We start from the raw sequence: 20378 nt of genomic DNA, 5'->3' as shown, positions 1-20378 counted from the left end.
CGCATGGCCATGCTTGACCTGCTCTGGGGGCCCTTTGCCGAGTTCGGCTTTATGCGCCGGGCCCTCGTCGGCTGCCTGGCGCTGTCTCTGGCGGCGCCGCCGCTGGGCCTCTTCCTGATGCTGCGGCGCATGAGCCTGACCGCCGACGTGCTGGCGCACGGAATTCTGCCCGGCATTGCCGCGGGCTTCCTGGTGGCGGGCCTGTCGGTCACGGCGATGTCTCTAGGCGGGCTGGCGGCGGGGCTGGTGGTCGGATTGGGCGCCGGCGCCATCAGCCGGGCCACCGGCGGGCGGGAGGACGCAGCGCTGGCCGCGCTTTACCTCGTAGCCCTGGCGCTGGGGGTCACCATGATCTCCACGCGAGCCGGATCGGTGGAGCTTTCGCACTTTCTGTTCGGCAGCGTTCTGGGGGTGGACGATCCGGCATTGTTTCTGATGGCGGGCGTGGCCAGCCTGACGCTGGTCGCCCTGGCCTTCGCCTGGCGGCCGCTGGCGCTGGAATGCTTCGATCCCGGCTTTGCCGCCGCAGCCGGGGCGCGCGGTGCGGCGTGGCACATGGTTTTTCTGGGCCTGGTCGTGCTCAATGTGCTGGCGGCTTTCCAGGCCCTGGGAACATTGATGGCAGTTGGCCTGATGATGCTGCCGGCCGTGGCGGCGCGGCACTGGGCACGGAGCCTGGGCGGCATGACCTATGCGGCCGTTGCCATGGCGCTGGCCTCCAGCCTGGCCGGATTGCTGCTATCCTTTCACCTCGACCTGCCAAGCGGCCCCGCGATTGTTCTGGTGGCCGGCTTGCTCTGGGTTGTCTCGCTTCTGGCCGGGCCGGTGGACGGGCTGGCGGTGCGGCTGATGCGCCGGCCGCATCTGGCGCGCTAGGCTCCCGCGTCGCCATCGCTCTGGCACCGCCAGGCCAGCCCGTCCGGCGAGGCCTTGGCCGCCGCTTTCAGCGCCGCCACAGCGCTGGTCAGCGCCTCCGGATCCGCATCGGTTCCGCCGGCAGGCAGCTCCAGGGTGGCGACCGAGCAGCGCAGCAGCGGAAAGAAGCGCGCGGCGCCCGACCGGTCATGCCCGTGGATTCCGCCTGCGATCCGGTCGGCGGTGTCGTGCAACCCGGCGGCTTCCGTCGCGAAACCCTGCAGGAGCGCCGTCAGGCGGTTCCGCAACGCGGTGCCTTCCAGCCGCTCTAGCCCGGCGAAGAAGTCGTCGCCGCCGACATGGCCGAGAAACGTGTCGCTTTCAGGAAAGCCGCGGCGCAAATGTTCGGCCAGCAATTCAATGGCGCGGTCGCCGCGGCGGAAGCCGTAGCGGTCGTTGAACGCCTTGAAGTTGTCGAGGTCGAAGTAGCAGAGGTGACGCCGGTGCGGCGCGGCCAGGGCCAGCGTTTCCACCCGCGCCGCAATCGAGTGGTTCCCCGGCAGGCCGGTCAGCGGGCTCTGGTCCCGCGCTTGGCGCAGCCGCCGCTCGTGCAGCACGGAGAGCAGCGCCTGGGCCGACAGCACGCCGAGATACCGATTGCCGCGCGTCAGGATCACGCCCGCCGCCTGCGGCGCGGCGGCGAAGGCCTCCAAAGCCCGGTCCGCGCCGGCATCGGCCTCCACCACCGGGCAGGGGCGTGCAAAGCGCCCAGCGGAAAAGCGGAGCGCGGGGTTCTGCAGCAGTGAGCGGCCGAAGGGGGAGTACACGTATTCCCGCAACGTCCGTTCATGCACCAGCCCACAGGGGATCATCCCGGCCGTGACCACCGGATAGACGTCCAGCTCCGGATTGTTGCGGAACAGCGCGAACAGCGTCTCGGCGTCCACATCCTCGCGCACCGGCTCCAGCCGCTCGGCGGCGGCGAGAAGCTGCGCCGCGTCCTGCGGCCGGCCGGCGGCGGGGCCGCTGCTTTGCCCTCCCGGCTGGGGCAGGTGCGGAAAGCTGATTTCCACTCCGCCCGGCAAAGCACCGGAGGGCAGGGCGGGCCGGGCGATGAAATAGCCCTGAACCAGATCGCACCCCGCGGCGCAGCAGGCGAGGTATTCGGCCCGGTTCTCCACGCCCTCCGCAACCACCCGGAGCCCCAGGCGCCGCGCCATGGCGGCGATGCCGGACACGATGAGCTGCCGCCGTGGATCTTCGCCCAGGCCGCTGATGAAGCGCTGGTCGATCTTGACGTAATCGGCCTGCCCTTCCGCCAGCATGCCCAACCTCGAGGCGCCGCTGCCGAAATCGTCAATGGCCACGCGGTGACCCTGGTCCTGCAGGCGGCGCAGCGCGGCGGCCAGTTCTGATTCGGCCAAGTCTTCCAGCCGCTCGGAAATTTCCACGCAGACCGAGGCGGCCGGCAAGCCAGCCGCGACGACCCGCTCCGACAGGCTCTGCAACGCCGATGCGGGAGGCATGCGGGGATCAATGTTGAGAAACAGCAGCGGCCCGGTCATGCCGCTACCGCGCAGGGGCACGAAGGCTGCCAGGGCGCGTCGCTGCACCAGGGCCTCGAACTCCGCCAGGATGCCGAGCCCGGCGGCGCGGTCGAACAACTCCACCGGGTTTGCCGCGCCCATCCGGTCATGGCCGCGCAGCAGCGCCTCGAAGCCATGCAGTCGGCCGGTGTTGGTTTCCACGATGGGCTGAAGGGCGCAGGACACGGCACCGTCCGCATCGGCAAGGAAGGCCAGCTGTGCGCGGTGGGCGCCGGGCCTTGTCAGCTCCACCGGCAGTTCTGCAGACATGGGACCCCATTCCTTCGACACGCGACAGATCCCCGCGCGACTTATCGGCAGGGTGAAAGGCCGACCCACGGTCAGGGATGCGGGCTCACACCTAAAGGGTTAAGGCTCGCGAGGCTTTTCCCGCCACCGTTGTTGTGACACCAATCGCGCTGTCATCGCATCTTCATGATCGGCCATGGCCACGCTTGCGGCAAGGCCGGGTGAAACCGGGAGACCTCGCCGCTATGCCTGGCCTGTGCCAGTTTGCTCCCCGTTCAACCGAGGAGGTCCCCATGTTCAGCACCATCCGCCGACTGGCCGAGGAGCAGCGCCTCTGCGGCGCCACCGTTGCCGGCGGCTTCGTCTTCCTGGCCGGACAAGTGGCCGATGATGCCAGCCTGGATGCCGAGGGTCAGACCGCGGACATCCTGGCGCAGATCGACGCGCTGCTGGCCGAGGCCGGCACCGACAAGCGTGCCCTGCTGCAGGTCAACATCGTGCTGGCGGACATCGCCGATGCGCCCGCCATGAACCGGGCCTGGGACCGGTGGCTCGACCCGGCCCACAAGCCGGCGCGCATGACGATCCAGGCACCGCTGGTGGACCCGCGCTGGAAGGTGGAGATCACCGGCACCGCGTTGGCGCCGCGCTGAGCAACCCGCCGCGGGGGCGTCTGGCCCGCAAAGGGCAGGTGGCCACGTTTTCATGCGCCGGCCATCTCGGGCCAAGTCCTTTATAATACACAGAATTCCGAGCCTTCTCACCTGCCGCGCCTGCCTTGTCCGTGGAGTGCCCATGTTGCGGGGGCGACGCAGGCGCTAGGCAGCGCGGCGAGGGCTGGCCCCCCTGCGCCTCTCCTGCCGGAGAGGGGCATGGTGGGTCGCCTGCGTGACAGGCTGGTGCCGTTGCGGCCCCGGCGCCCGGCCCGACCGGCGCAAAGCGCCTGCTGCGGACCCCGCGCCGTGTCGGCGGCACCGACCCGACGGAAGGACGGTAACCGTGAAGACGCGTTGGTATCGCCTGCTCTACGTGCAGGTGTTGATCGCCATTGTTCTGGGCGTTGTGGTCGGCGCCGTGTGGCCGCAGACGGGTGCCTCGCTGAAGCCGCTCGGCGACGGCTTCGTGAAGCTGATCAAGGTGGTGATCGCGCCGGTGGTGTTCTGCACCGTGGTGCACGGCATTGCCAGCGTGCGCGAGGCCAGCAAGATCGGCCGCGTCGGCATCAAGGCGATCTTCTACTTCGAGGTGGTTTCCACCTTTGCCCTGGCGCTTGGGCTGATCGTGGCCAAGGTGTTCCACACCGGCGCGGGCTTCAACATCGACGTCGCGGCGCTGGATGCCGGAGCGATCCAGGGCTTCACCCAGAAGGCGCATGGCGACAGCGTCACCGCGCACCTGATGAACATCATCCCCGACACCTTCTTCGGCGCCTTCGTGGGCGGCGACCTGCTGCAGGTGCTGTTCATCGCCGTGCTTGCGGGCTTCGCCATCAACGGCCTGCCGGAGCGCGCCCGGATCGGGGCCTCGCATGTGGTGGACCAGCTCGCCGCCATCTTCTTTGGCATCGTGGGCATCGTGGTGAAGGCGGCGCCGGTTGGTGCCTTCGGTGCCATGGCCTTCACCATCGGCCAGTACGGCGTGGAAAGCCTGCTGCGGCTGGGCGAGCTGGTGGCGACCTTCTATCTGACCTCCATCCTCTTTGTTCTGCTGGTGCTGGGGTCCATTGCCCGCTTCTGCGGCTTCTCCATCATCCGCTTCGTGAACTACATCCGGGAGGAACTGCTGATCGTGCTCGGCACCTCGTCGAGCGAGAGCGTGCTGCCGCAGATCATGCGCAAAATGGAGCGGCTCGGCTGCTCGCCCAACGTGGTCGGGCTGACCGTGCCGCTGGGCTACAGCTTCAACCTGGACGGCACCAACATCTACATGACGCTGGCGACGATGTTCCTGGCCTACGCCACCAACACGCCGCTGACGCTGGGGCAGGAGCTGACCATCCTGCTGGTGGCCATGCTGACCTCCAAGGGCGCCTCGGGCGTGACGGGTGCGGGGTTCATCACCCTGGCGGCGACCTTGTCGGTGATCCCGGACATCCCGATCCAGGCTTTGGCGGTGTTGATCGGGATCGACAAGTTCATGAGCGAGTGCCGGGCGCTGACCAACCTGGTGGGCAATGGCGTGGCCTGCGTCGCCATCAGCCGCTGGGAAGGGGAGCTGCATCCCGAGCAGCTTCGCAGCGAGCTGGCACGCGGTCCGAGCACCCATGTCAGCGAGGATGCGGCGCCAGCGCCGGCCCGGAGCGCTGCGGAATAGCCTTTCAAGGCACGACCTGCGCTATTCTGCTCTCATTCGCGTGATTGCGCTTCATTTCGATCTTGTGACCGTGCATTCTGGCGTGAACGGGCCCTAGGGCCGGATCCGCCACGCGCCTGCCGCGCATCGGCCCCGGTTCCGCCGCAAAGCCGGGCCAGCTTGGTAGGACGTCCTGAGAAAAAGCGTGTCATGATCAGTGCCTTCATCCGCGTGAGTGCCTCAGCGTGAGCCGCCCGGAGTTCTGGCGCGGCAAGCGCGTCCTGGTGACGGGAGGCGCGGGCTTTCTGGGCAGCGGCCTGTGCCACGCCCTTAGTGCGCAGGGCGCCGAGGTCACGGCGATCGACGCCATGCTGCCCGAAGGCGGCGCCAGCCCCGCCAATCTGGAAGGCAGCGGTGCGCGGCTGATTACGGCCGATCTCCGGGAAGCTGCGCTGGAGCCGATGACCGAAGGTCTGGACGCGGTGTTCAACATGGCCGGGCAGACCAGCCATGCCGGCAGCTTGGCCGACCCGTTCACCGATCTGGCCATCAACGCCACCGCCCAGCTGCGGCTGATGGCCGCACTCCGCGCAGGCTCGCCGGGGGCGACGGTGGTGCATGCCTCCACCCGGCAATTCTATGGCCGTCCCCGCTACCTGCCGGTGGACGAGGCGCATCCCTTGGCGCCGCCGGACCCGAACGGTGTCTCGAAGCTGGCCGGCGAGCAGTACTGGCTGATGGAGGGGCGGGTGCATGGCCGCCCCGTGGTCTCGCTGCGCCTGACCAATTGCTATGGTCCGCGCCTGCGGGTGAAGGATGCGCGGCAGACCTTCCTTGGCATCTGGTTCCGCCGCCTGCTGGAGGGCCAGCCCTTCGAGGTTTGGGGCGGCGAGCAGCTGCGCGATCTCGCCTACCTCGACGATGTGGTGGCCGCCTTCCTTGCCGCCGCCGAGACGCCGGCCTGCGCAGGCCAGGCCTTCAACATCGGTGGTGCCCCGCCTGTCTCGCTGCTGCAGCTGGCCGAGGCGGCGGTGGCGGCGAATGGCGGTGGCGGCTTCGCGGTGAAGCAGTTCCCCGCCGACCGCGCCCCTATCGACATTGGCAGCTTCCACGCCCGGGACGACGCCTTTCGCGCCGCCACGGGATGGTCACCGCGCGTCAGCCTGGAGGAGGGGTTGCGCGCCAGCCTCGACTGGCTGCGCCCCCGCCTCAACCAGTATCTCTGACACGCTTCAGGAGAAGGGCCGATGGACGCGCCCGCGATGACCGTTCCCGTGACCGCCCCGCCAGCCACCGTGCCGCAGGCCGATCTGGGGGCCGCCTACCGGGCACAGCGCCCGGCCATCGACGCCGCGGTTGAGCGCGTGCTCACCTCCGGCTGGTATATCCTGGGCGGCGAATGTGCCGCCTTCGAGCGCGAATACGCGCAGTGGATGGGCCAGAAGCGCGCCATCGGCTGCGCCAACGGTACCGATGCGCTGATGCTGATCCTGCGCGGCCTCGGCATCGGGCCGGGCATGACGGTGGCCACAGTGTCGCACACCGCCGTCGCGACCGTGGCCGCCATCGAGATGGTGGGCGCCACGCCGCTGCTGCTCGACATTGATCCCGACACCTTCACCATGGACCCGGACGAGCTGGTGGCCGTGCTGGAGGATCCGCCGCCGGGCCTGCCGCCGATCCGCGCGGTGATCCCCGTGCATCTCTACGGCCATCCTTGCGATCTCACGCCCATGATGGCCGCCTGCCGCGCGGCGGGGGTTGCCGTGATCGAGGACTGCGCCCAGGCACATGGCGCTCTGCTGGGCGGCACCAAGGTCGGACGCTTCGGCGATGCCGCTGCCTTCAGCCTCTACCCGACGAAGAATCTCGGCGCTCTCGGCGATGCCGGTGTGCTCAGCACGGATGACGAGGAACTGGCCGAGCGCATCGCCGCCATCCGGCAATATGGATGGAAGCGCCGCTACATGTCCGATGCGGTGGGGGTGAATTCCCGGCTGGACGAGATGCAGGCCGCCATTCTGCGGGTGCGGCTGCCGCTGCTGAATGCCGCCAATGCCCGCCGTCGGCAAATCGCAGCCGCCTATGACGCGGCGCTTGCTGGTGGTCCGATCGCGCCGCCTGTACGGCAGGGCGATGTGGAGCACGTGTACCACCAGTACGTGATCCGCAGCACGGAGCGCGATGCGCTGTCCGAGCGGCTGCGGACGCATGGCGTCGCCACCGCCATCCATTACCCGGCGGCCGTGCACCAGCAGGATGCCTACCGTGACCGCACGCCGCTGGGCCCGGCCGCCTGCGCCGAAACGGAGTTGGCGGTGCGCGAGGTACTGAGCCTGCCGATCTTTCCGGAGCTGACGGATGCGCAGGTGGAGCAGGTTTGCGCAGCCCTGCGGCAGGAGGTGCGGTAGGCAACGGGTCTCCCGAGAGGGCACGGCCTCCTCCAGCGTCCTTGGCGCGGTCCCCGCGCACCTCGCTTGCTCCTCGATCCGGGGGGAGCCGTGCCGGGGCGGGCTTCGGAACCGCGTCACCAGTGTCGCTGAGCGGTGTCCCTCTGGTGGCCGGGTAAACGGGGGCGGGCCGCCGAGAGGCAGGTCCTTCGCCTTTGCATGGCGGCATGTCCGACTTCCGGTTTATAGCATCGCCCATCCCGGTTTCCCTTTTTGGCGGATCGACCCCGCCCCCTGAGGTGATCCCTGCATGCTGCGCCTGACCGAATTGAAACTGCCGCTCGACCATTCGTCGGAGGCGCTGCCGGCAGCCGTGCTCGCCCGGCTCGGCATCCCTGAGGCCGACCTTCTGGACCTGCGCGTTTTCCGGCGTGGCTACGATGCGCGGAAAAAGTCGGCCATCCTGCTGATCTACACGCTGGACCTGACGGTGCGGAACGAGGCTGCCGTTTTGGCCCGCTTCACGCAGGATCCGCATGTCGGCCGTTCGCCGGACACGACCTACCGCTTTGTCGGCCACGCCACGCCGGACGAGACACGACGGCCACTGGTGATCGGCGCCGGACCCTGCGGTCTGCTGGCGGGGCTGGTGCTGGCGCAGATGGGTTTCCGTCCCATCATCCTGGAGCGCGGCAAGGTGGTGCGCGAGCGCACCAAGGACACCTGGGGATTGTGGCGCCGCTCCGAGCTCAATCCCGAATCCAACGTGCAGTTCGGCGAGGGTGGGGCCGGCACCTTCTCGGACGGCAAGCTCTACAGCCAGATCAAGGACCCGCAGCATCACGGCCGCAAGGTGCTTGAGGAGTTCGTCCGTGCCGGTGCGCCGGAAGAGATCCTTTCTGTTTCCAAGCCCCATATCGGCACCTTCCGCCTGGTCACCATGGTGGAGCACATGCGCGCCAGCATCGAGGCGCTGGGCGGCGAGTACCGCTTCTCGTCCAAGGTGACGGACCTGCTGATCGAGACGCGCGAAGGCGCTCGGCAGGTCTGTGGCGTGGCCCTGGAAGACGGCAAGGTCATCGAGGCCGACCATGTGGTGCTGGCCATTGGCCACAGCGCGCGCGACACCGTTACGATGCTGGCGAAGCGCGGGGTCTATCTGGAAGCCAAGCCCTTCTCGGTAGGCATGAGGATCGAGCACCCGCAGGGCATGATCGATCGTTGCCGCTTCGGCGACTTCGCCGGCAACAAGACGCTGGGCGCCGCCGACTACAAGCTGGTGCACCATGCGAAGAACGGACGCACCGTCTATAGCTTCTGCATGTGTCCTGGCGGCACGGTGGTGGCCGCGGCCTCGGAACCCGGCCGCGTCGTCACCAACGGGATGAGCCAGTATTCGCGCGCTGAACGCAACGCCAACGCCGCGCTGGTGGTGGGCATCGAGCCGCGTGACTACCCGGGCGGCGCGGATGCTGGATCCTTGGCGGGCATTGAACTGCAGCGCCGGCTGGAGGAGGCGGCCTTCCGGGCCGGCGGAGGCGATTATCGGGCACCCGCGCAGTTGGTCGGGGACTTTCTGGAGGGCCGGCCGTCATATGCACTCGGCGAGGTCATCCCTTCCTACAAGCCGGGGGTTACCCTCACTGATCTTGGCGCCCTGCTGCCAGGATACGCCGTGGAGGCGATCCGCGAGGCCATCCCCGCTTTCGACCGCCAGTTGCGCGGCTATGCCCGCCCTGACGCCGTGATGACTGGGCTCGAAACCCGCACCTCCTCGCCGGTCCGGGTTAAGCGCGGCGCAGACGGGCACAGCCTGAACACCCGCGGCCTGTTCCCGGCTGGCGAAGGTGCGGGCTATGCCGGCGGCATCCTCTCGGCTGGGGTGGACGGCATCAAGACGGCCGAGGCCGTCGCGCGCAGTCTGCTGGGTATGGAACACACAACTGCGCGGGCTGCATGATTTTCGAGACGTTCTGCGGAATTTAAGGCAATCATCGCCGTAATCCCACCACGATGCGGTGGCAGGGTGTTACAGTCGGGAAACAAACGAGGCTTCTGGCCGCAGAGCGGACGAGGCCGGGTCAGGGGGTTACTTCGAGTGAGCTATAGCTTCCCCGGGGAGCCGCAAGGCATCCTCCCCGGTCGCGGCCGCCTCGGTGCCGGCCGCCTGGTCAACGCTGCCTGCCTCGGCGTCGTGGCGGCAACCGTTCTGGTCGTGATGTTCGCGCTGCTGCGCGCCCCGATGAAGGACGACCTGGCTTGGCTCATCTGGGTCGCGCGGCAATGGCTGCGCGGCGAAGAACTCTATGTCGACATCGTCGAGGTCAATCCGCCGCTGATCGTCTGGATCAGCGCCATTCCCGTGCTGATCGGGGACGTGCTGGGCACCACCGCCAAGCAGGTGGCCATTCCACTTTTCGCTGCGGCAGCGCTGGGCTCGGCCTGGGCGAGCGCCAGGCTGCTGCAGGGCACCGGCCCGGTTTTCGAGCGGAAGGTGCCGGTGTTCACCGCCATTTCCTGCGTGCTGCTGCTGATGCCGGGTGTGGAATTCGGTCAGCGGGAGCACCTGCTGGTCATCTCGGTGCTTCCGTACCTCGCCATGCTGATCCGCGTGATGGGCGGCTTGCCGGTGAGCCCGCTGCTTTCGGCGGGGGGCGGAGTGCTGGCCGGCCTCGGCTGCGCGCTGAAGCCGCGCTACCTGTTGGGCATCGCGGTGGCGGAGCTGTGCCTGTGGCTGCATCGCGGCTTCCGCATCCGCCTGGCGCCGCTGGCGGCGGGGCTGGCTGCAGGGCTCTACATCCTCAGCATCTTCATCTGGTACCCGGCCTTTATCGAGCGCGCCATTCCGCTGGCGCTGACCCTTTACGGCGGCACCGATACCGGGTTCTGGCAGATTGCGGCCGAGAGCTGGGCTCTGATGCTCGGCCTCCTGGTCTGTGCCCTGCTGACCTGGTGGACGCCGCGCCGCACGCCGGCCTTCGGCGTCATGCTGGTGCTGACGGGCTTCGCGTTCGCGGCCACGGTGGCGATGTTTCTGGACGGCAAGAACTGGTTCTACCACCGCATCCCGGCGCTGATGATGGTGGTGTTCTGCCTGTTCTTCTGGTGCGCCGACGCTGTGCTGCATCACAAGGGGGAAGTTCGCCTGCGCCGGCCGATGATGGCGCTGGCCCTGCTGCCCCTGTTGGTTTACGCGCAGGATACCTCGCAACGTTTCTATGGCCGGCTTGTTCTCGCCGCCGAGCCCGACACCACCACCGAGGTGCGGCTTGAGCGCCTGATCCGGCGGGAGAAGGTACGGTCCTACGTCGCCTTTTCCGAGTGGATCGGGCTCGGCTTTCCAGTGGTGAACAACACCGGCGTCACCTGGGCCTCTCGCTTCGACAGCATGTGGGCGCTGCGTGGCGAGATGTGGAAGGCGCAGCGCGACGGAGTTGCGCCGGAAGAATGGCCGATCCGTCACTGGGTGGTTCAGGACTTCATGGAAGGCTGCCCGGACCTGGTGGTGGTGGACCGGCGCGGCGAGGCCATGAACTACCCGGCGATCCTGTCCCAGGCCAACCCCGGCTTTGCCGCAGTCTGGGCCCGCTACCGGCAGATCGCCGTGGTGGACGGGTTGCAGGTTTATCGCCGCCAGGGCGAGGGCTGCGGCGCACCGGCAGGGCTCGGCTGAGCCGCACCGGCCTGCCGGCCGATCAATCCGGGTGGAAATCCATCGCCACCCCGTTGATGCAGTAGCGCAGCCCAGTCGGCGGCGGCCCGTCCGGGAAGACGTGGCCGAGATGGCTGCCGCACTGGCTGCAATGCACCTCGGTCCGGATCATGCCGTAGCTGCGGTCGGTGGTGGTGCCGACCGCGCCCTCGATCGGCGCGCCGAAGCTCGGCCAGCCCGTGCCGCTCTCGAACTTGCCGCCTGATGCGAAGAGCGGCTGTCCGCAGCCTGCGCAAGAAAAACTACCCTGCCGCTTCTCATTCAGGAGGGCGCAGCTTCCGGGGCGCTCCGTCGCGTGGCGACGCATCACCTCGTACTGCTCGGGCGTCAGCTTCTGCCGCCATTCGGCATCACTGAGGGTGAAGGGATACGTCTTCTCGGCGACGTTCATGCGGGCCTCCAAAGCGGGTTCACGCCGGATATGGGGTGGCCGCTCGGCCGGCGGGAGGGGGCAGGCTGCGGACCCCCTCCACCCCCGAAGACGGCAGCTTTCGGCCCGGTCCCGGCGTTCTGAAGCTCTGCCGCCGCAATGCTCCTTCTTGTGCCTTCGCTTCAGAGTCCGGCGTCATCCAGTCTCAGGATGGCCCGCGCCAGGGCCTGCGCGCGAGGAACCAGAGAAGTCACCTCCAGATACTCCTCGGGGCTGTGCGCGCGGCCGCCAACGGGGCCCACGGCGCAGAGTGTCGGCGCGCCTTGGGCAGCGGTGAAGCCGCTATCGGCGCAGCCGCCCGCGAACTCGCCCTCGGTTTGCAGACCAAACTCGGCAGCGGCCTGCTTGTAGGCTGCGAACACCGCCTCCGTGCCGGGGTTCTGTGCCAGCGGCAGGAACTCGCCCTTAATGGAAAGGGTGGCACTGGTGCCGGGAACGAAGCTCTTTTCGACGATGGCGTGGATCTTGCCCATTACTTCGTCACGGTCCTCAGGGTGGATGTAGCGCAGGTCGATCTGGCCTTGTGCCCAGGGCGCCACGGTGTTGACGCTCTGTCCGCCGGAGACCAGGCCCACATTCAGGGTGATGCCGCGCGGGATATCGGTCAGGGCATGGATCGCAGTGATCTTGGCCGCCAGCTCGCCAATGGCACTGACCCCGACCTCGAAATTGCCGCCTGAATGCGCCGCCTTGCCGGTGATGTCGAACACCATGAAGACGCCGCCCTTGCGGCCTGTCACCACATTCCCGGAGGGTCGGCCCGGTTCCGAGTTAAACACGACCCGGGCGCCGCGCGCCTCGCGCTCGATCACCGGACGACCCTCGGGTGAGCCGATTTCCTCGTCGCCCGTGAACAGCCCGACCAGCGGCCCCGGCGCACCGCCGAATTGGCGAAAGGCGGCGAGCACGAAGAGGTTCATCACGAGCCCGGCCTTCATGTCCGCGACACCTGGCCCGGTGGCAATGCCGTCCTTGACAGCGAAGGGGCGGCGTTGCGGCTCGCCCTTGGGGAAAACCGTGTCGCGGTGGCCCATCAGCACGATGTTCTGGCGCTTGTTGCCGCTGGTAGTGGACTCGCCGCCGCCCACCAGTGCCCGCAGGCAGTCGCCATGCTTCTCGCCCGGAACCACCTCGACCGGGATGTCATGGCGGACGCAGAAGTTCCTGACCCTCTCACCGACCGCGTCGACGCCCGCCTTGTCATAGCTGCCGCCATCGATGTTCACCATGGCTTCCAGCTCGGCCAGCATGGCGTCCTGCTGCGTCGCGAGCCATTCAGTGATGGGGTTTCCAGTGGCCATGCTGCGCTCTCCTCGGAGTCGGTTCGGGACAGGGCAGGGTGACGGATCAGGCCCGGATGGGAAAGCGGTGCAGCACAACGCAGGTGATGGACAGGACGCGCGATCCCCGTTACCGCCTCTTCCGAATGGGTCAACAAAGGAGCCGCTGGACTTGACCTCCGAGAGCATCGACAGCCCGGCCCGGGGCACAGCCGAGCCGGAGAGCGAGGGCCGCACCGGCTGGCCGCAGAACGCCGCTGTGCTGGTGGTGGAGGACGATCCGCTGATCGGCCTCAACTTGGTTCAAATGCTTGAAATGCTGGGTTTCGAGGCGCGGCTGGCGCCGCGGGCGGAGAAGGCCCTCGCCATGCTGGCCGAAGGTCCCGCGCCGGTTCTGCTGCTGACGGATCTGCGCCTGCCTGGGATGAACGGCGTCGCCCTGGCCATGGAAGCGCGGCGGAGCCATCCCGGCTTGCCGGTGCTGCTGACCACCGGGCAGGCGCAGGACGAGCTGAACCTGCCCGCGGAGCTTACAAAGCGGACCGGCTTTCTGGGCAAGCCCTACGCGATGCGGCAGTTGGAAGCCGCCCTCAGCGCGCTGCGGCAGCAAACGCGCGAGGATGCGGGGACCGGTCAGACCAGCGCGTAGTGCCCCTGCTCGACCTCGGTGAGGCGGGCTTCGGGAGGCGGCGCCGTGTTGGGATCGAAGGGCTGCCGCTGCCGTGCTGCCTCGCGGTCCGGATCAGGAATGGGCGCGGCCGAAATCAGCGCGCGGGTGTAGCCGTGCTGCGGATTGGCAAAGACGGAGGCCGTTGGTCCCATTTCCACGATGCGCCCACGCAGCATCACAGCGACCCTGTGGCAGAGGTAGCGCACCATGCCGAGGTCATGGGCGATGAACAGGTAGCTCATCCCCATCTCCTCCTGCAGATCCAGGAACAGGTTGATGATTTGCGCCTGGATCGACACGTCGAGCGCGGTGATCGGCTCATCCGCCACGATCATCTTCGGCCCCAGCGCGATGGCTCGCGCGATGCCGATGCGCTGCCGCTGCCCGCCTGAGAACTGGTGCGGAAAGCGATCCATGAAGCGCGGATCCAGCCCCACCCGCTGGAACAGTGCCGCGACCCGGTCGCGTTGCTCGTTCTTGCCGCGAACCATGCCATGCACGCGCAAGGGTTCTCCGACGCTTTCGCCGACGCGCATGCGCGGGTTGAGGGAAGAGTAGGGGTCCTGGAACACCACCTGCAGCTTCTTGCGGACGGCGGTGAGGTTGCTGCCCTTGAGACGGGTGATCTCCTGCCCTTCGAACTGGATGCTGCCCTCGGTCGGGTTCTCCAGCCGCAGCACCAGCCGCCCCGTGGTGCTCTTGCCGGAGCCTGATTCGCCAACCAGGCCCAGGATCTCGCCCGGGGCAACATCGAAGGAGACGCCGTCCACCGCCTTCACAGTGTGGGTCGGGCGGCCCCGGAGATCGGTGCCGACGCCGAAATGCTTCACCAGGTTCTCCACCCTGAGCAGTGGCGGTGCCCGACGAAGGCGGGCTGCGGCAGGAGCGGCGGAAGGAGAAAGCTCGTTCATGCGGTATGCTCCCGCTGCGTGCGAAGGTCGTACCAGGCGGCGACAAGGTGGCCGGCCGCGCCGTCCGGCGCCGGCAGCAGCGGCGGCACTTCCTGGCGGCAACGCTCGGTGGCGTAGATATTGCGCGGCGCGAAGGGATCGCCTTTCGGCGGGTTGAACATGTCGGGCGGTGAGCCCGGGATCTGCACCAGCCGCTGCCGCTCGGCCGGCTCGTCGGGGATGGCCGCACGCTCGCCATCCTTGGGAAGCGGCATCTCATGGTCGGGCAGGGAGCGCAGCAGCCCCCAGGTATAGGCGTTGCGCGTGTCCTTGAAGACGGCGCGAACCGGGCCGCGCTCCATGATGCGGCCGCCATACATGACCTGAACCGTGTCGGCGATGCCGGCGACCACGCCCATGTCGTGGGTGATCCAGATCATCGCCATGCCGAGCTTCTTCTTCAGGTCGCGCATCAGGTCGAGCACCTGGCCCTGCACGGTCACATCGAGCGCGGTGGTCGGCTCGTCGGCGATCAGCAGCTTCGGCTCGCAGGCGATGCCGATGGCGATCATCACCCGCTGCCGCATGCCGCCGGAGAACTGGTGCGGGTACTGCATGACGCGCTTGTGCGGGTCGGGGATGCCGACGAGGTCCAGCAGCTCCACCGCGCGCTTGTTCGCAGCATTGCGGGACATCAGCCGGTGGGTCACCAGCGCCTCGGTGATCTGGGTTTTGACTGAGAGAACCGGGTTCAGCGAAGTCATCGGGTCCTGGAAGATCATGCCGATCTCGCGTCCGCGCAGGCGGCGCAGCTCTCGGTCCGACAGCTTCAGCAGGTCGCGCCCCTCGAACAGCACGCTGCCGCCGGCGATGCGGCCGGGCGGCATGGGGATCAGCCCCAGCATGGAGAGCACATGGACGCTCTTGCCGCTGCCGCTCTCGCCCACCACGCCGAGCGTCTCACCCGCTTCCAGATCGTAGGAGACGCCGTTGACCGCGTGCACCGAGCCTTCTCCGGTGTCGAAGCGGACCACAAGATCCCGCACTTGCAAGAGCGGCATGAACCAGGGCTCCTTTCACAGGTTAATGAGAATGATTCTTAGTGTCATTCGCATGACCATGCAACGGAAAGGCTTCGCGGCTGTTCCGGCACAGACTTCACCGCTTCCCCGATCCGCATCCCCGCAGGCCGCCTGAGGTTTCTCCCTCGACGCTGAAGCGCCGCAGGTCGTTGTGGTTGGCAGGCGAGGATGGTGAAGCCGAAAGGGCTGGCGGTCCTCGGTACGCCAGCCTGTCAGGTGCATCCGGGTTGAACGGGATCGGGGAGTTGGAGCCCTGGCAAGGGGATGCGAGGGAGCCCGGCTTCCCTCGATGCCTTGTTCAGTGGTGGTGATGCTCGCAGCCCTGAGCCTCGGGCTGCGCGATGGCCGGTGTTACCGCCCGTTCGATCACCCGGGCGGCGCGGAAGCACAGATCGTCGCGGAGCTGCGCAGCGGCAAGCTGCACGCCGCGCGGCATGCCGTGCTCATCCAGCCCCAAGGGCACGGAGATGGCTGGCTGGCGCGTCAGATTGAAGGTGAAGGTCCAGGGCGCCCAGTCGCGCCACAGCGCTTCGGTCGGCTTCAGGGTCGGCGTGTCGGCAGCAAAGGCGGCGGTCGGTGTGGTCGGGCAGAGCAGCAGGTCGTAGCGCTGGTGGAAGCGCGCCATGGCATGCGCCGCCTCGCCCCGCAGGGCCTCGGCGCCCAGGAAATCCACGGCCGACATGCCGCCCTCGCGCTCCGCCACCTCGTCAAGCCCGCGGTCCAGCAGCGCGCGCTTTTCCGGAGGCATGGTGCGCACCAGCCGGGCCAGCGCCACGCCCCAGACGCGGCCGAAGATGGCGCGGGTGTCGGGAAGCTCAGGATCGGCATCCTCAACGATCGCGCCCGCTTCGGACAGGATGCGGGCCGCGGCCAGCACGGCAGCCTCGCCTTCAGCATCGATGGGCGGGGTGTATCCCAGCCGCCGCACCACCGCCACGCGCAGCCCCCCGACCCCGTCCTCGACTCCCTCGCGCCAGTCGCGCGGGGTGTCATGCACGCAGAAGGGGTCGCGAAGATCCGGCTGCGCCATGGCGGACATCATCAGTGCCGCGTCGCGTACCGATCGCGTCATCGGACCGGCGCAGGACACCTGACCGAAGGCGCTGTGCGGCCATTGCGGGACGCGGCCATAGGAAGGCTTCATGCCCACCAAGCCGCAGAACGCAGCCGGGATCCGGATCGACCCGCCGGCATCCGTGCCGATATGCAGCGGTCCGAAGCCCGCCGCGCCGGCCGCTGCGGCACCGGAGGACGATCCGCCCACGGTGCGCTCGGGGTTCCAAACGTTGCGGGTGATGCCATGCAGCGGGCAGTCGCCCGGCGTTTTCCAGCCGAACTCGGTGGTGGTGGTCTTGCCCAGGATCACGGCGCCGGCGGCCTTCAGCCCCAGGACCGCGGGCGCATCCTCGGCGGCGGGACTGGCATCGGTGGTCTTGCTGCCGCGTCTGGTGGGAAAGCCCTGCAGGTGCAGCAGATCCTTCACCGTCACCGGCACGCCGTCGAGAGCGCCGAGCGGGCGGCCGGCAGCCCAGCGCGCGGAGGATTCGCCCGCCTGCTGCAGGGCCTTCGGGTTCAGCACGGCGAAGGCATTGACCCAAGGGTTGTAGCGGGCGATCCGCTCCAGCATCGCTTGCAGGGCTTCCACGGGCGAAAGGCGACGGCTGGCGTAAAGATCGAGAAGGCTTTCGGCCGACATCAGGGCCGGGTCGGTATCGGACATGCGGGCTACTCCAGAACGGGCAACAATCTGCGCCGCTGGTGGGCGGGAAGAAAGACGGTGGCGCTACCTGCCTCCATCCGCCGTGCGTGATGTAAGCCTCAGATCACCAATGGTTGTCCACCGATCCGCCGGTGCCCTGGTAAATTGTACGGCTCTCGGAACGTTAGCCAGCTGCCGGGAATGGTTTCGGCAACGCTGCATCGGAGGACAAGATGTCCGTTTCCCAATCGCCATCAGCATCGGGACAGCAGAACGAGGCCGCCTCTCGTGCCGAGGCTCTGCGGGAACTCGGCACCATTCTGCGCCAGGCGGGGCATGACCAGGATCTGCAGGCCGAGGTCGCGTCGCTCGTGGGGCGGGCGCTCGGCGCTTCGCGGGTCGGCTTTGCCTGGCTTGATCGCGACCGCCTCAACATTGCCGAGGACTGGACAGCGCCGACCGTCGCCTGCATCGCCGGCAACTACTCGACTGACCTGTTCGTCGAAACCATCAACCGCCTCGGCAGCGGCCAGGCCATCGCAGTGAACGACACCGAAGGTTCGCCCTGGCTGCGCGGTGATCGGGGCGCCTATGCCAGCATCGGCGTGCGCGCCTTCATCAAGGTTCCGGTGAGCGTCGCGGGCGCATTGTCGGGCATTCTGTTTGTGCATTCCGCCGAACCGCGCGACTGGTCCTTCAGCGAGATCGACTTCGCGCGCGAGGCTGCCGAGCAGTTCAGCCATGCCCTGGGCAGCCGCCAGTCGCACTAGGAACGGATGGCCGGCTGCGTCGCGCTCTGAACCACGTCCGGGGCAAAGACCTCGATCCGCCTGTGGCACATCATCCGTGGCTGGACGCGGCGCCGACTTTCCCCGATCCCTCACAGCGCCGCCAAGGTCAGCATGCGGCATCGCTGAACAGGTGGTTCCGAAGCGCGGCATGAATGGTGGTGGTATCTCCGGGATCAGCCAGCCATTCATGTTGATCGGAACGAGGACGCTGCCAACGGTGCAGCCTGTTTTTCGTCCGGCTTCCGTCGAAACACACTGCAACCGCGATGCCATGCCTGGGGCTATGCCAGGGAAAGACGGAGGAGCAGGATGATTGCTTCCCGTCGAGCAGGAGAGCCGCATGGCCGAGAACACCGCCGCGAAACCGTGGGAATGGCCTGAAGCGCATTGGCGCGGCCTGGTGGCGAAGGCCTATGGCGGGCGCAGCCTGGCCCCGGCAGCCTGGCCGGATGGAGCGCATTGCTGCGTCGCCCTGTCCTTCGACGCCGATCATGAAACAACGCCGCTGCGCGAGGGTGACGACAGCCCTATGCGGATCAGCCAGGGGCAGTACGGCTCCCGCAGGGGCATTCCTCGCATCCGGGCCTTGCTGGACCGGCACGGGATCAGGGCAAGCTTCTTTTATCCCGCCGTCAGCGCCTTATTGCATCCGGAGGAGGTGCGTCAGCTTGCGGATGAGGGGCATGAGATCGGCATCCATTCCTGGATCCACGAGGCCAACACCGGCTTGCCGCCCGGCGTGGAGCGGGAATTGACGCTGCGCTCGGCCGATGCGCTGGAGCGCATCTCGGGCCGGCGGCCAGTGGGAATCCGCACGGCGAGCTGGGACTTTTCCCGTGACACGCTCAACATCATCCGGGAGATGGGGCTGCTCTACGACAGCTCGCTCATGGCGGATGACGAGCCCTATGAGTTGCTGGCAGATGGCGAGCCGACAGGCGTGGTGGAATTGCCGCCCGAGTGGATTCGAGACGACGCGCCTTACCTCAACATGGTGCGCTTCTCGGCCATCCGGCCCTACACCCCGCCCTCCGGTGTAGAAGAGATCTTCAGGGCCGAGTTCGACGGCGCCTATGCCGAAGGCGGCACCTTTCTGCTGACCATGCATCCGCATGTGATCGGCCACCGCAGCCGCATCGCGCTGTTGGAGCGGCTGGTCGAGTACATCAAGGGACATGGCGGCATCTGGTTCGCCACCCATGCGGAACTGGCGCGGCACTGCCGCAATGCGGTCGGCTGAAGCCGGGGTTCCCCGCACCATGCCCGCCGAGCCGCCCTTCCATCTGCTGATCAATCCTCGCCACGGCGTGCCCGGCATTGTGGTGCTGCCCGAAGGGGCGTTCCGTCGTGCCCGTGCCGAGATTGCCGGGTGGCCTGGCCGCGCACCCGTCGCGGCCCGCTCCCTGGACGACTGGGCGAAGCGCTTGGGGATCGCCGCCCTGCACGTGGAGGAAGGCGGAAGGGATGGCGATGCCGCATCGTATGGAGTGCTGCGCCTGCTGGTGACCGAGTTGGCGCGGCGCGGTGTTGCCGCGGCCGCGAAGGCGGCCGAGCTGGAATCCGGCCGCTTCGCGGAAGCCACGCGCGGCATCACCGTGGTTGGAGCCGGCGATGAGGCTCTGCCTGTTGCGCTGGCTGCCGCGCGCTTCGGAGCGCGCTGCGTGGTGGTCCTGCGGCCAGGATATGAAGGAGCGTTGCGCGATGCCATCGCCGTGTCGGGTGCGATGATCCGCACTCACGCGTCCGATGAGGGGGATGGGTTGCGCCACGCCGCGGAGGTAGCCGCGGCGGAAGGATGGTTCATCGTCAGCGCACGCTCCTGGACCGGCCAAACCGAGCTGCCACGCGACATGATGCAGGCCCAAAGATTGGCGGCGGCAGAAACACTCGACGCCCTGCCCCACCCGCCGAGCCATGTTTTTGTGCGGGCTGGGGCAGGGGGCACCAAGGCGGCCGCCTTTTCGGTGGCGCTGCGTGCGCGGCACGGCATCGATTCGCGGCTGGTTGTCGTGGAGCCGGCACACGCTTCCGGCTTGCTGGTCTGCGCCAAGCACGGAGGTGAGCCGATAGGCCAGCCGGATGACTTCGCCGCGGCCACACCGGACTTGCTGGCCTGGCAGGAACTGGGACGTGCGAGCTTCGCCTTTGCTGCCTTGGATGAGGCTGCCGCTCGGGGCCGGGGCTTGCCGGGCGGAGCGGATCTAACCCTGAGCGCCTTGTCGGTGGTGGCAGCCGACAGCGATGCACGCACCCGGCTCGGGCTCCGCGCCGGGAGCCGGGTGCTGCTTGCCGCCGATTGATTACAGGCGGGATATGCGCCGCGGGTTCGGAGCAGCGGTTGTCATGCGTCTCCGTAGCGTCACGAGGCTGTAAAGCTGTTGTCATCCGGCGCGGCTAATCCCCCGCCCCGGGCGGCCGTCGATGACCGGCCGATTTCAGGAAATGCGGGGGA

At 68.0% G+C, this 20378-nt stretch carries 17 protein-coding genes; 11 read left to right on the top strand and 6 right to left on the bottom strand.

Annotation, left to right across the window (positions count from 1 at the left end; genetic code table 11):
* Positions 1 to 3 precede the first annotated feature (3 nt).
* The gene (locus tag ACFOD4_RS14575) at positions 4 to 876 is read left to right on the top strand and encodes a metal ABC transporter permease (protein WP_379597525.1); all 873 of its coding nucleotides are present in this window, start codon (positions 4 to 6) and stop codon (positions 874 to 876) included.
* Here ACFOD4_RS14575 and ACFOD4_RS14570 read toward each other — a convergent pair.
* Entirely contained in the window at positions 873 to 2711 is a 1839-nt protein-coding gene (locus ACFOD4_RS14570; RefSeq protein WP_379597523.1) for an EAL domain-containing protein, read from the bottom strand. The genes ACFOD4_RS14575 and ACFOD4_RS14570 overlap by 4 nt on opposite strands.
* A 272-nt stretch (positions 2712 to 2983) precedes the next feature.
* Between ACFOD4_RS14570 and ACFOD4_RS14565 the strand changes: the two genes are divergently transcribed.
* From ACFOD4_RS14565 to ACFOD4_RS14540, 6 genes are all read left to right on the top strand, one after another.
* On the top strand, positions 2984 to 3343 hold the full coding sequence (locus tag ACFOD4_RS14565) for a RidA family protein (RefSeq protein WP_379597521.1): 360 nt from the start codon (positions 2984 to 2986) through the stop codon (positions 3341 to 3343).
* Between the two features lie 346 nt (positions 3344 to 3689).
* On the top strand, positions 3690 to 5003 hold the full coding sequence (locus ACFOD4_RS14560; RefSeq protein WP_379597519.1) for a dicarboxylate/amino acid:cation symporter: 1314 nt from the start codon (positions 3690 to 3692) through the stop codon (positions 5001 to 5003).
* Positions 5004 to 5227: 224 nt separating this feature from the next.
* Positions 5228 to 6208, top strand: coding sequence for an NAD-dependent epimerase/dehydratase family protein (locus tag ACFOD4_RS14555; protein WP_379597517.1), 981 nt, complete (start codon positions 5228 to 5230; stop codon positions 6206 to 6208).
* 21 nt (positions 6209 to 6229) lie between these two features.
* On the top strand, positions 6230 to 7393 hold the full coding sequence (locus ACFOD4_RS14550) for a DegT/DnrJ/EryC1/StrS family aminotransferase (RefSeq protein ID WP_379597515.1): 1164 nt from the start codon (positions 6230 to 6232) through the stop codon (positions 7391 to 7393).
* 289 nt (positions 7394 to 7682) lie between these two features.
* Positions 7683 to 9332: an NAD(P)/FAD-dependent oxidoreductase gene (locus ACFOD4_RS14545; RefSeq protein WP_379597513.1), complete on the top strand. Its 1650-nt coding sequence runs from the start codon at positions 7683 to 7685 to the stop codon at positions 9330 to 9332.
* Positions 9333 to 9470: 138 nt separating this feature from the next.
* Positions 9471 to 11045: a hypothetical protein gene (locus tag ACFOD4_RS14540; protein WP_379597511.1), complete on the top strand. Its 1575-nt coding sequence runs from the start codon at positions 9471 to 9473 to the stop codon at positions 11043 to 11045.
* Between the two features lie 22 nt (positions 11046 to 11067).
* Here ACFOD4_RS14540 and msrB read toward each other — a convergent pair whose 3' ends face one another.
* Positions 11068 to 11475, bottom strand: a complete 408-nt coding sequence (gene msrB / locus ACFOD4_RS14535) for a peptide-methionine (R)-S-oxide reductase MsrB (RefSeq protein ID WP_379597509.1) — start codon at positions 11473 to 11475, stop codon at positions 11068 to 11070.
* 161 nt (positions 11476 to 11636) lie between these two features.
* Complete coding sequence (locus ACFOD4_RS14530) at positions 11637 to 12815, bottom strand: M20 family metallopeptidase (protein WP_379597507.1); 1179 nt, start codon at positions 12813 to 12815, stop codon at positions 11637 to 11639.
* A 151-nt stretch (positions 12816 to 12966) separates the two neighbouring features.
* Here ACFOD4_RS14530 and ACFOD4_RS14525 point away from each other — a divergent pair, with 151 nt between their 5' ends.
* On the top strand, positions 12967 to 13443 hold the full coding sequence (locus tag ACFOD4_RS14525) for a response regulator (RefSeq protein WP_379597505.1): 477 nt from the start codon (positions 12967 to 12969) through the stop codon (positions 13441 to 13443).
* On the opposite strand, the gene ACFOD4_RS14520 is transcribed toward ACFOD4_RS14525, so the two are convergent.
* The 3 genes from ACFOD4_RS14520 to ACFOD4_RS14510 all read right to left on the bottom strand — a co-directional run bounded on the left by ACFOD4_RS14520 (position 13428) and on the right by ACFOD4_RS14510 (position 17156).
* A complete protein-coding gene (locus ACFOD4_RS14520) occupies positions 13428 to 14375 on the bottom strand; it encodes an ABC transporter ATP-binding protein (RefSeq protein ID WP_379597503.1) in 948 nt (315 codons plus the stop codon). The genes ACFOD4_RS14525 and ACFOD4_RS14520 overlap by 16 nt on opposite strands.
* Positions 14372 to 15415 (bottom strand): ABC transporter ATP-binding protein, encoded by a 1044-nt coding sequence (locus ACFOD4_RS14515; protein WP_379597501.1) that lies wholly within the window; start codon positions 15413 to 15415, stop codon positions 14372 to 14374. Before ACFOD4_RS14515 ends, ACFOD4_RS14520 begins: the two co-directional genes overlap by 4 nt.
* Before the next feature lie 319 nt (positions 15416 to 15734).
* Positions 15735 to 17156 (bottom strand): amidase, encoded by a 1422-nt coding sequence (locus ACFOD4_RS14510; RefSeq protein WP_379597499.1) that lies wholly within the window; start codon positions 17154 to 17156, stop codon positions 15735 to 15737.
* A 212-nt stretch (positions 17157 to 17368) separates the two neighbouring features.
* Between ACFOD4_RS14510 and ACFOD4_RS14505 the strand changes: the two genes are divergently transcribed.
* The 3 genes from ACFOD4_RS14505 to ACFOD4_RS14495 all read left to right on the top strand — a co-directional run bounded on the left by ACFOD4_RS14505 (position 17369) and on the right by ACFOD4_RS14495 (position 20226).
* A complete protein-coding gene (locus ACFOD4_RS14505; RefSeq protein WP_379597498.1) occupies positions 17369 to 17905 on the top strand; it encodes a GAF domain-containing protein in 537 nt (178 codons plus the stop codon).
* A 361-nt stretch (positions 17906 to 18266) separates the two neighbouring features.
* A complete protein-coding gene (locus tag ACFOD4_RS14500) occupies positions 18267 to 19166 on the top strand; it encodes a polysaccharide deacetylase family protein (RefSeq protein ID WP_379597496.1) in 900 nt (299 codons plus the stop codon).
* A complete protein-coding gene (locus ACFOD4_RS14495) occupies positions 19126 to 20226 on the top strand; it encodes a pyridoxal-phosphate dependent enzyme (protein ID WP_379597495.1) in 1101 nt (366 codons plus the stop codon). The genes ACFOD4_RS14500 and ACFOD4_RS14495 overlap by 41 nt, the downstream gene beginning before the upstream one ends.
* Positions 20227 to 20378 lie beyond the last annotated feature (152 nt).

This window comes from Teichococcus globiformis (assembly GCF_042646265.1).
Taxonomy (GTDB): domain Bacteria; phylum Pseudomonadota; class Alphaproteobacteria; order Acetobacterales; family Acetobacteraceae; genus Pseudoroseomonas; species Pseudoroseomonas globiformis.
This window is presented reverse-complemented; position numbering and strand designations above follow the sequence as displayed.

Excerpts from the sequence above, each read along its gene's own strand:
- ACFOD4_RS14515 (WP_379597501.1), bottom strand. The coding sequence starts at position 15,415 with ATGCCGCTCTTGCAAGTGCGGGATCTTGTGGTCCGCTTCGACACCGGA.
- ACFOD4_RS14520 (WP_379597503.1), bottom strand. The coding sequence starts at position 14,375 with ATGAACGAGCTTTCTCCTTCCGCCGCTCCTGCCGCAGCCCGCCTTCGT.
- ACFOD4_RS14565 (WP_379597521.1), top strand. The coding sequence starts at position 2,984 with ATGTTCAGCACCATCCGCCGACTGGCCGAGGAGCAGCGCCTCTGCGGC.
- ACFOD4_RS14495 (WP_379597495.1), top strand. The coding sequence starts at position 19,126 with ATGCGGAACTGGCGCGGCACTGCCGCAATGCGGTCGGCTGAAGCCGGG.
- ACFOD4_RS14575 (WP_379597525.1), top strand. The coding sequence starts at position 4 with ATGGCCATGCTTGACCTGCTCTGGGGGCCCTTTGCCGAGTTCGGCTTT.
- ACFOD4_RS14505 (WP_379597498.1), top strand. The coding sequence starts at position 17,369 with ATGTCCGTTTCCCAATCGCCATCAGCATCGGGACAGCAGAACGAGGCC.
- ACFOD4_RS14550 (WP_379597515.1), top strand. The coding sequence starts at position 6,230 with ATGGACGCGCCCGCGATGACCGTTCCCGTGACCGCCCCGCCAGCCACC.
- ACFOD4_RS14500 (WP_379597496.1), top strand. The coding sequence starts at position 18,267 with ATGGCCGAGAACACCGCCGCGAAACCGTGGGAATGGCCTGAAGCGCAT.
- ACFOD4_RS14545 (WP_379597513.1), top strand. The coding sequence starts at position 7,683 with ATGCTGCGCCTGACCGAATTGAAACTGCCGCTCGACCATTCGTCGGAG.
- ACFOD4_RS14510 (WP_379597499.1), bottom strand. The coding sequence starts at position 17,156 with ATGTCCGATACCGACCCGGCCCTGATGTCGGCCGAAAGCCTTCTCGAT.
- ACFOD4_RS14530 (WP_379597507.1), bottom strand. The coding sequence starts at position 12,815 with ATGGCCACTGGAAACCCCATCACTGAATGGCTCGCGACGCAGCAGGAC.
- ACFOD4_RS14570 (WP_379597523.1), bottom strand. The coding sequence starts at position 2,711 with ATGTCTGCAGAACTGCCGGTGGAGCTGACAAGGCCCGGCGCCCACCGC.
- msrB (WP_379597509.1), bottom strand. The coding sequence starts at position 11,475 with ATGAACGTCGCCGAGAAGACGTATCCCTTCACCCTCAGTGATGCCGAA.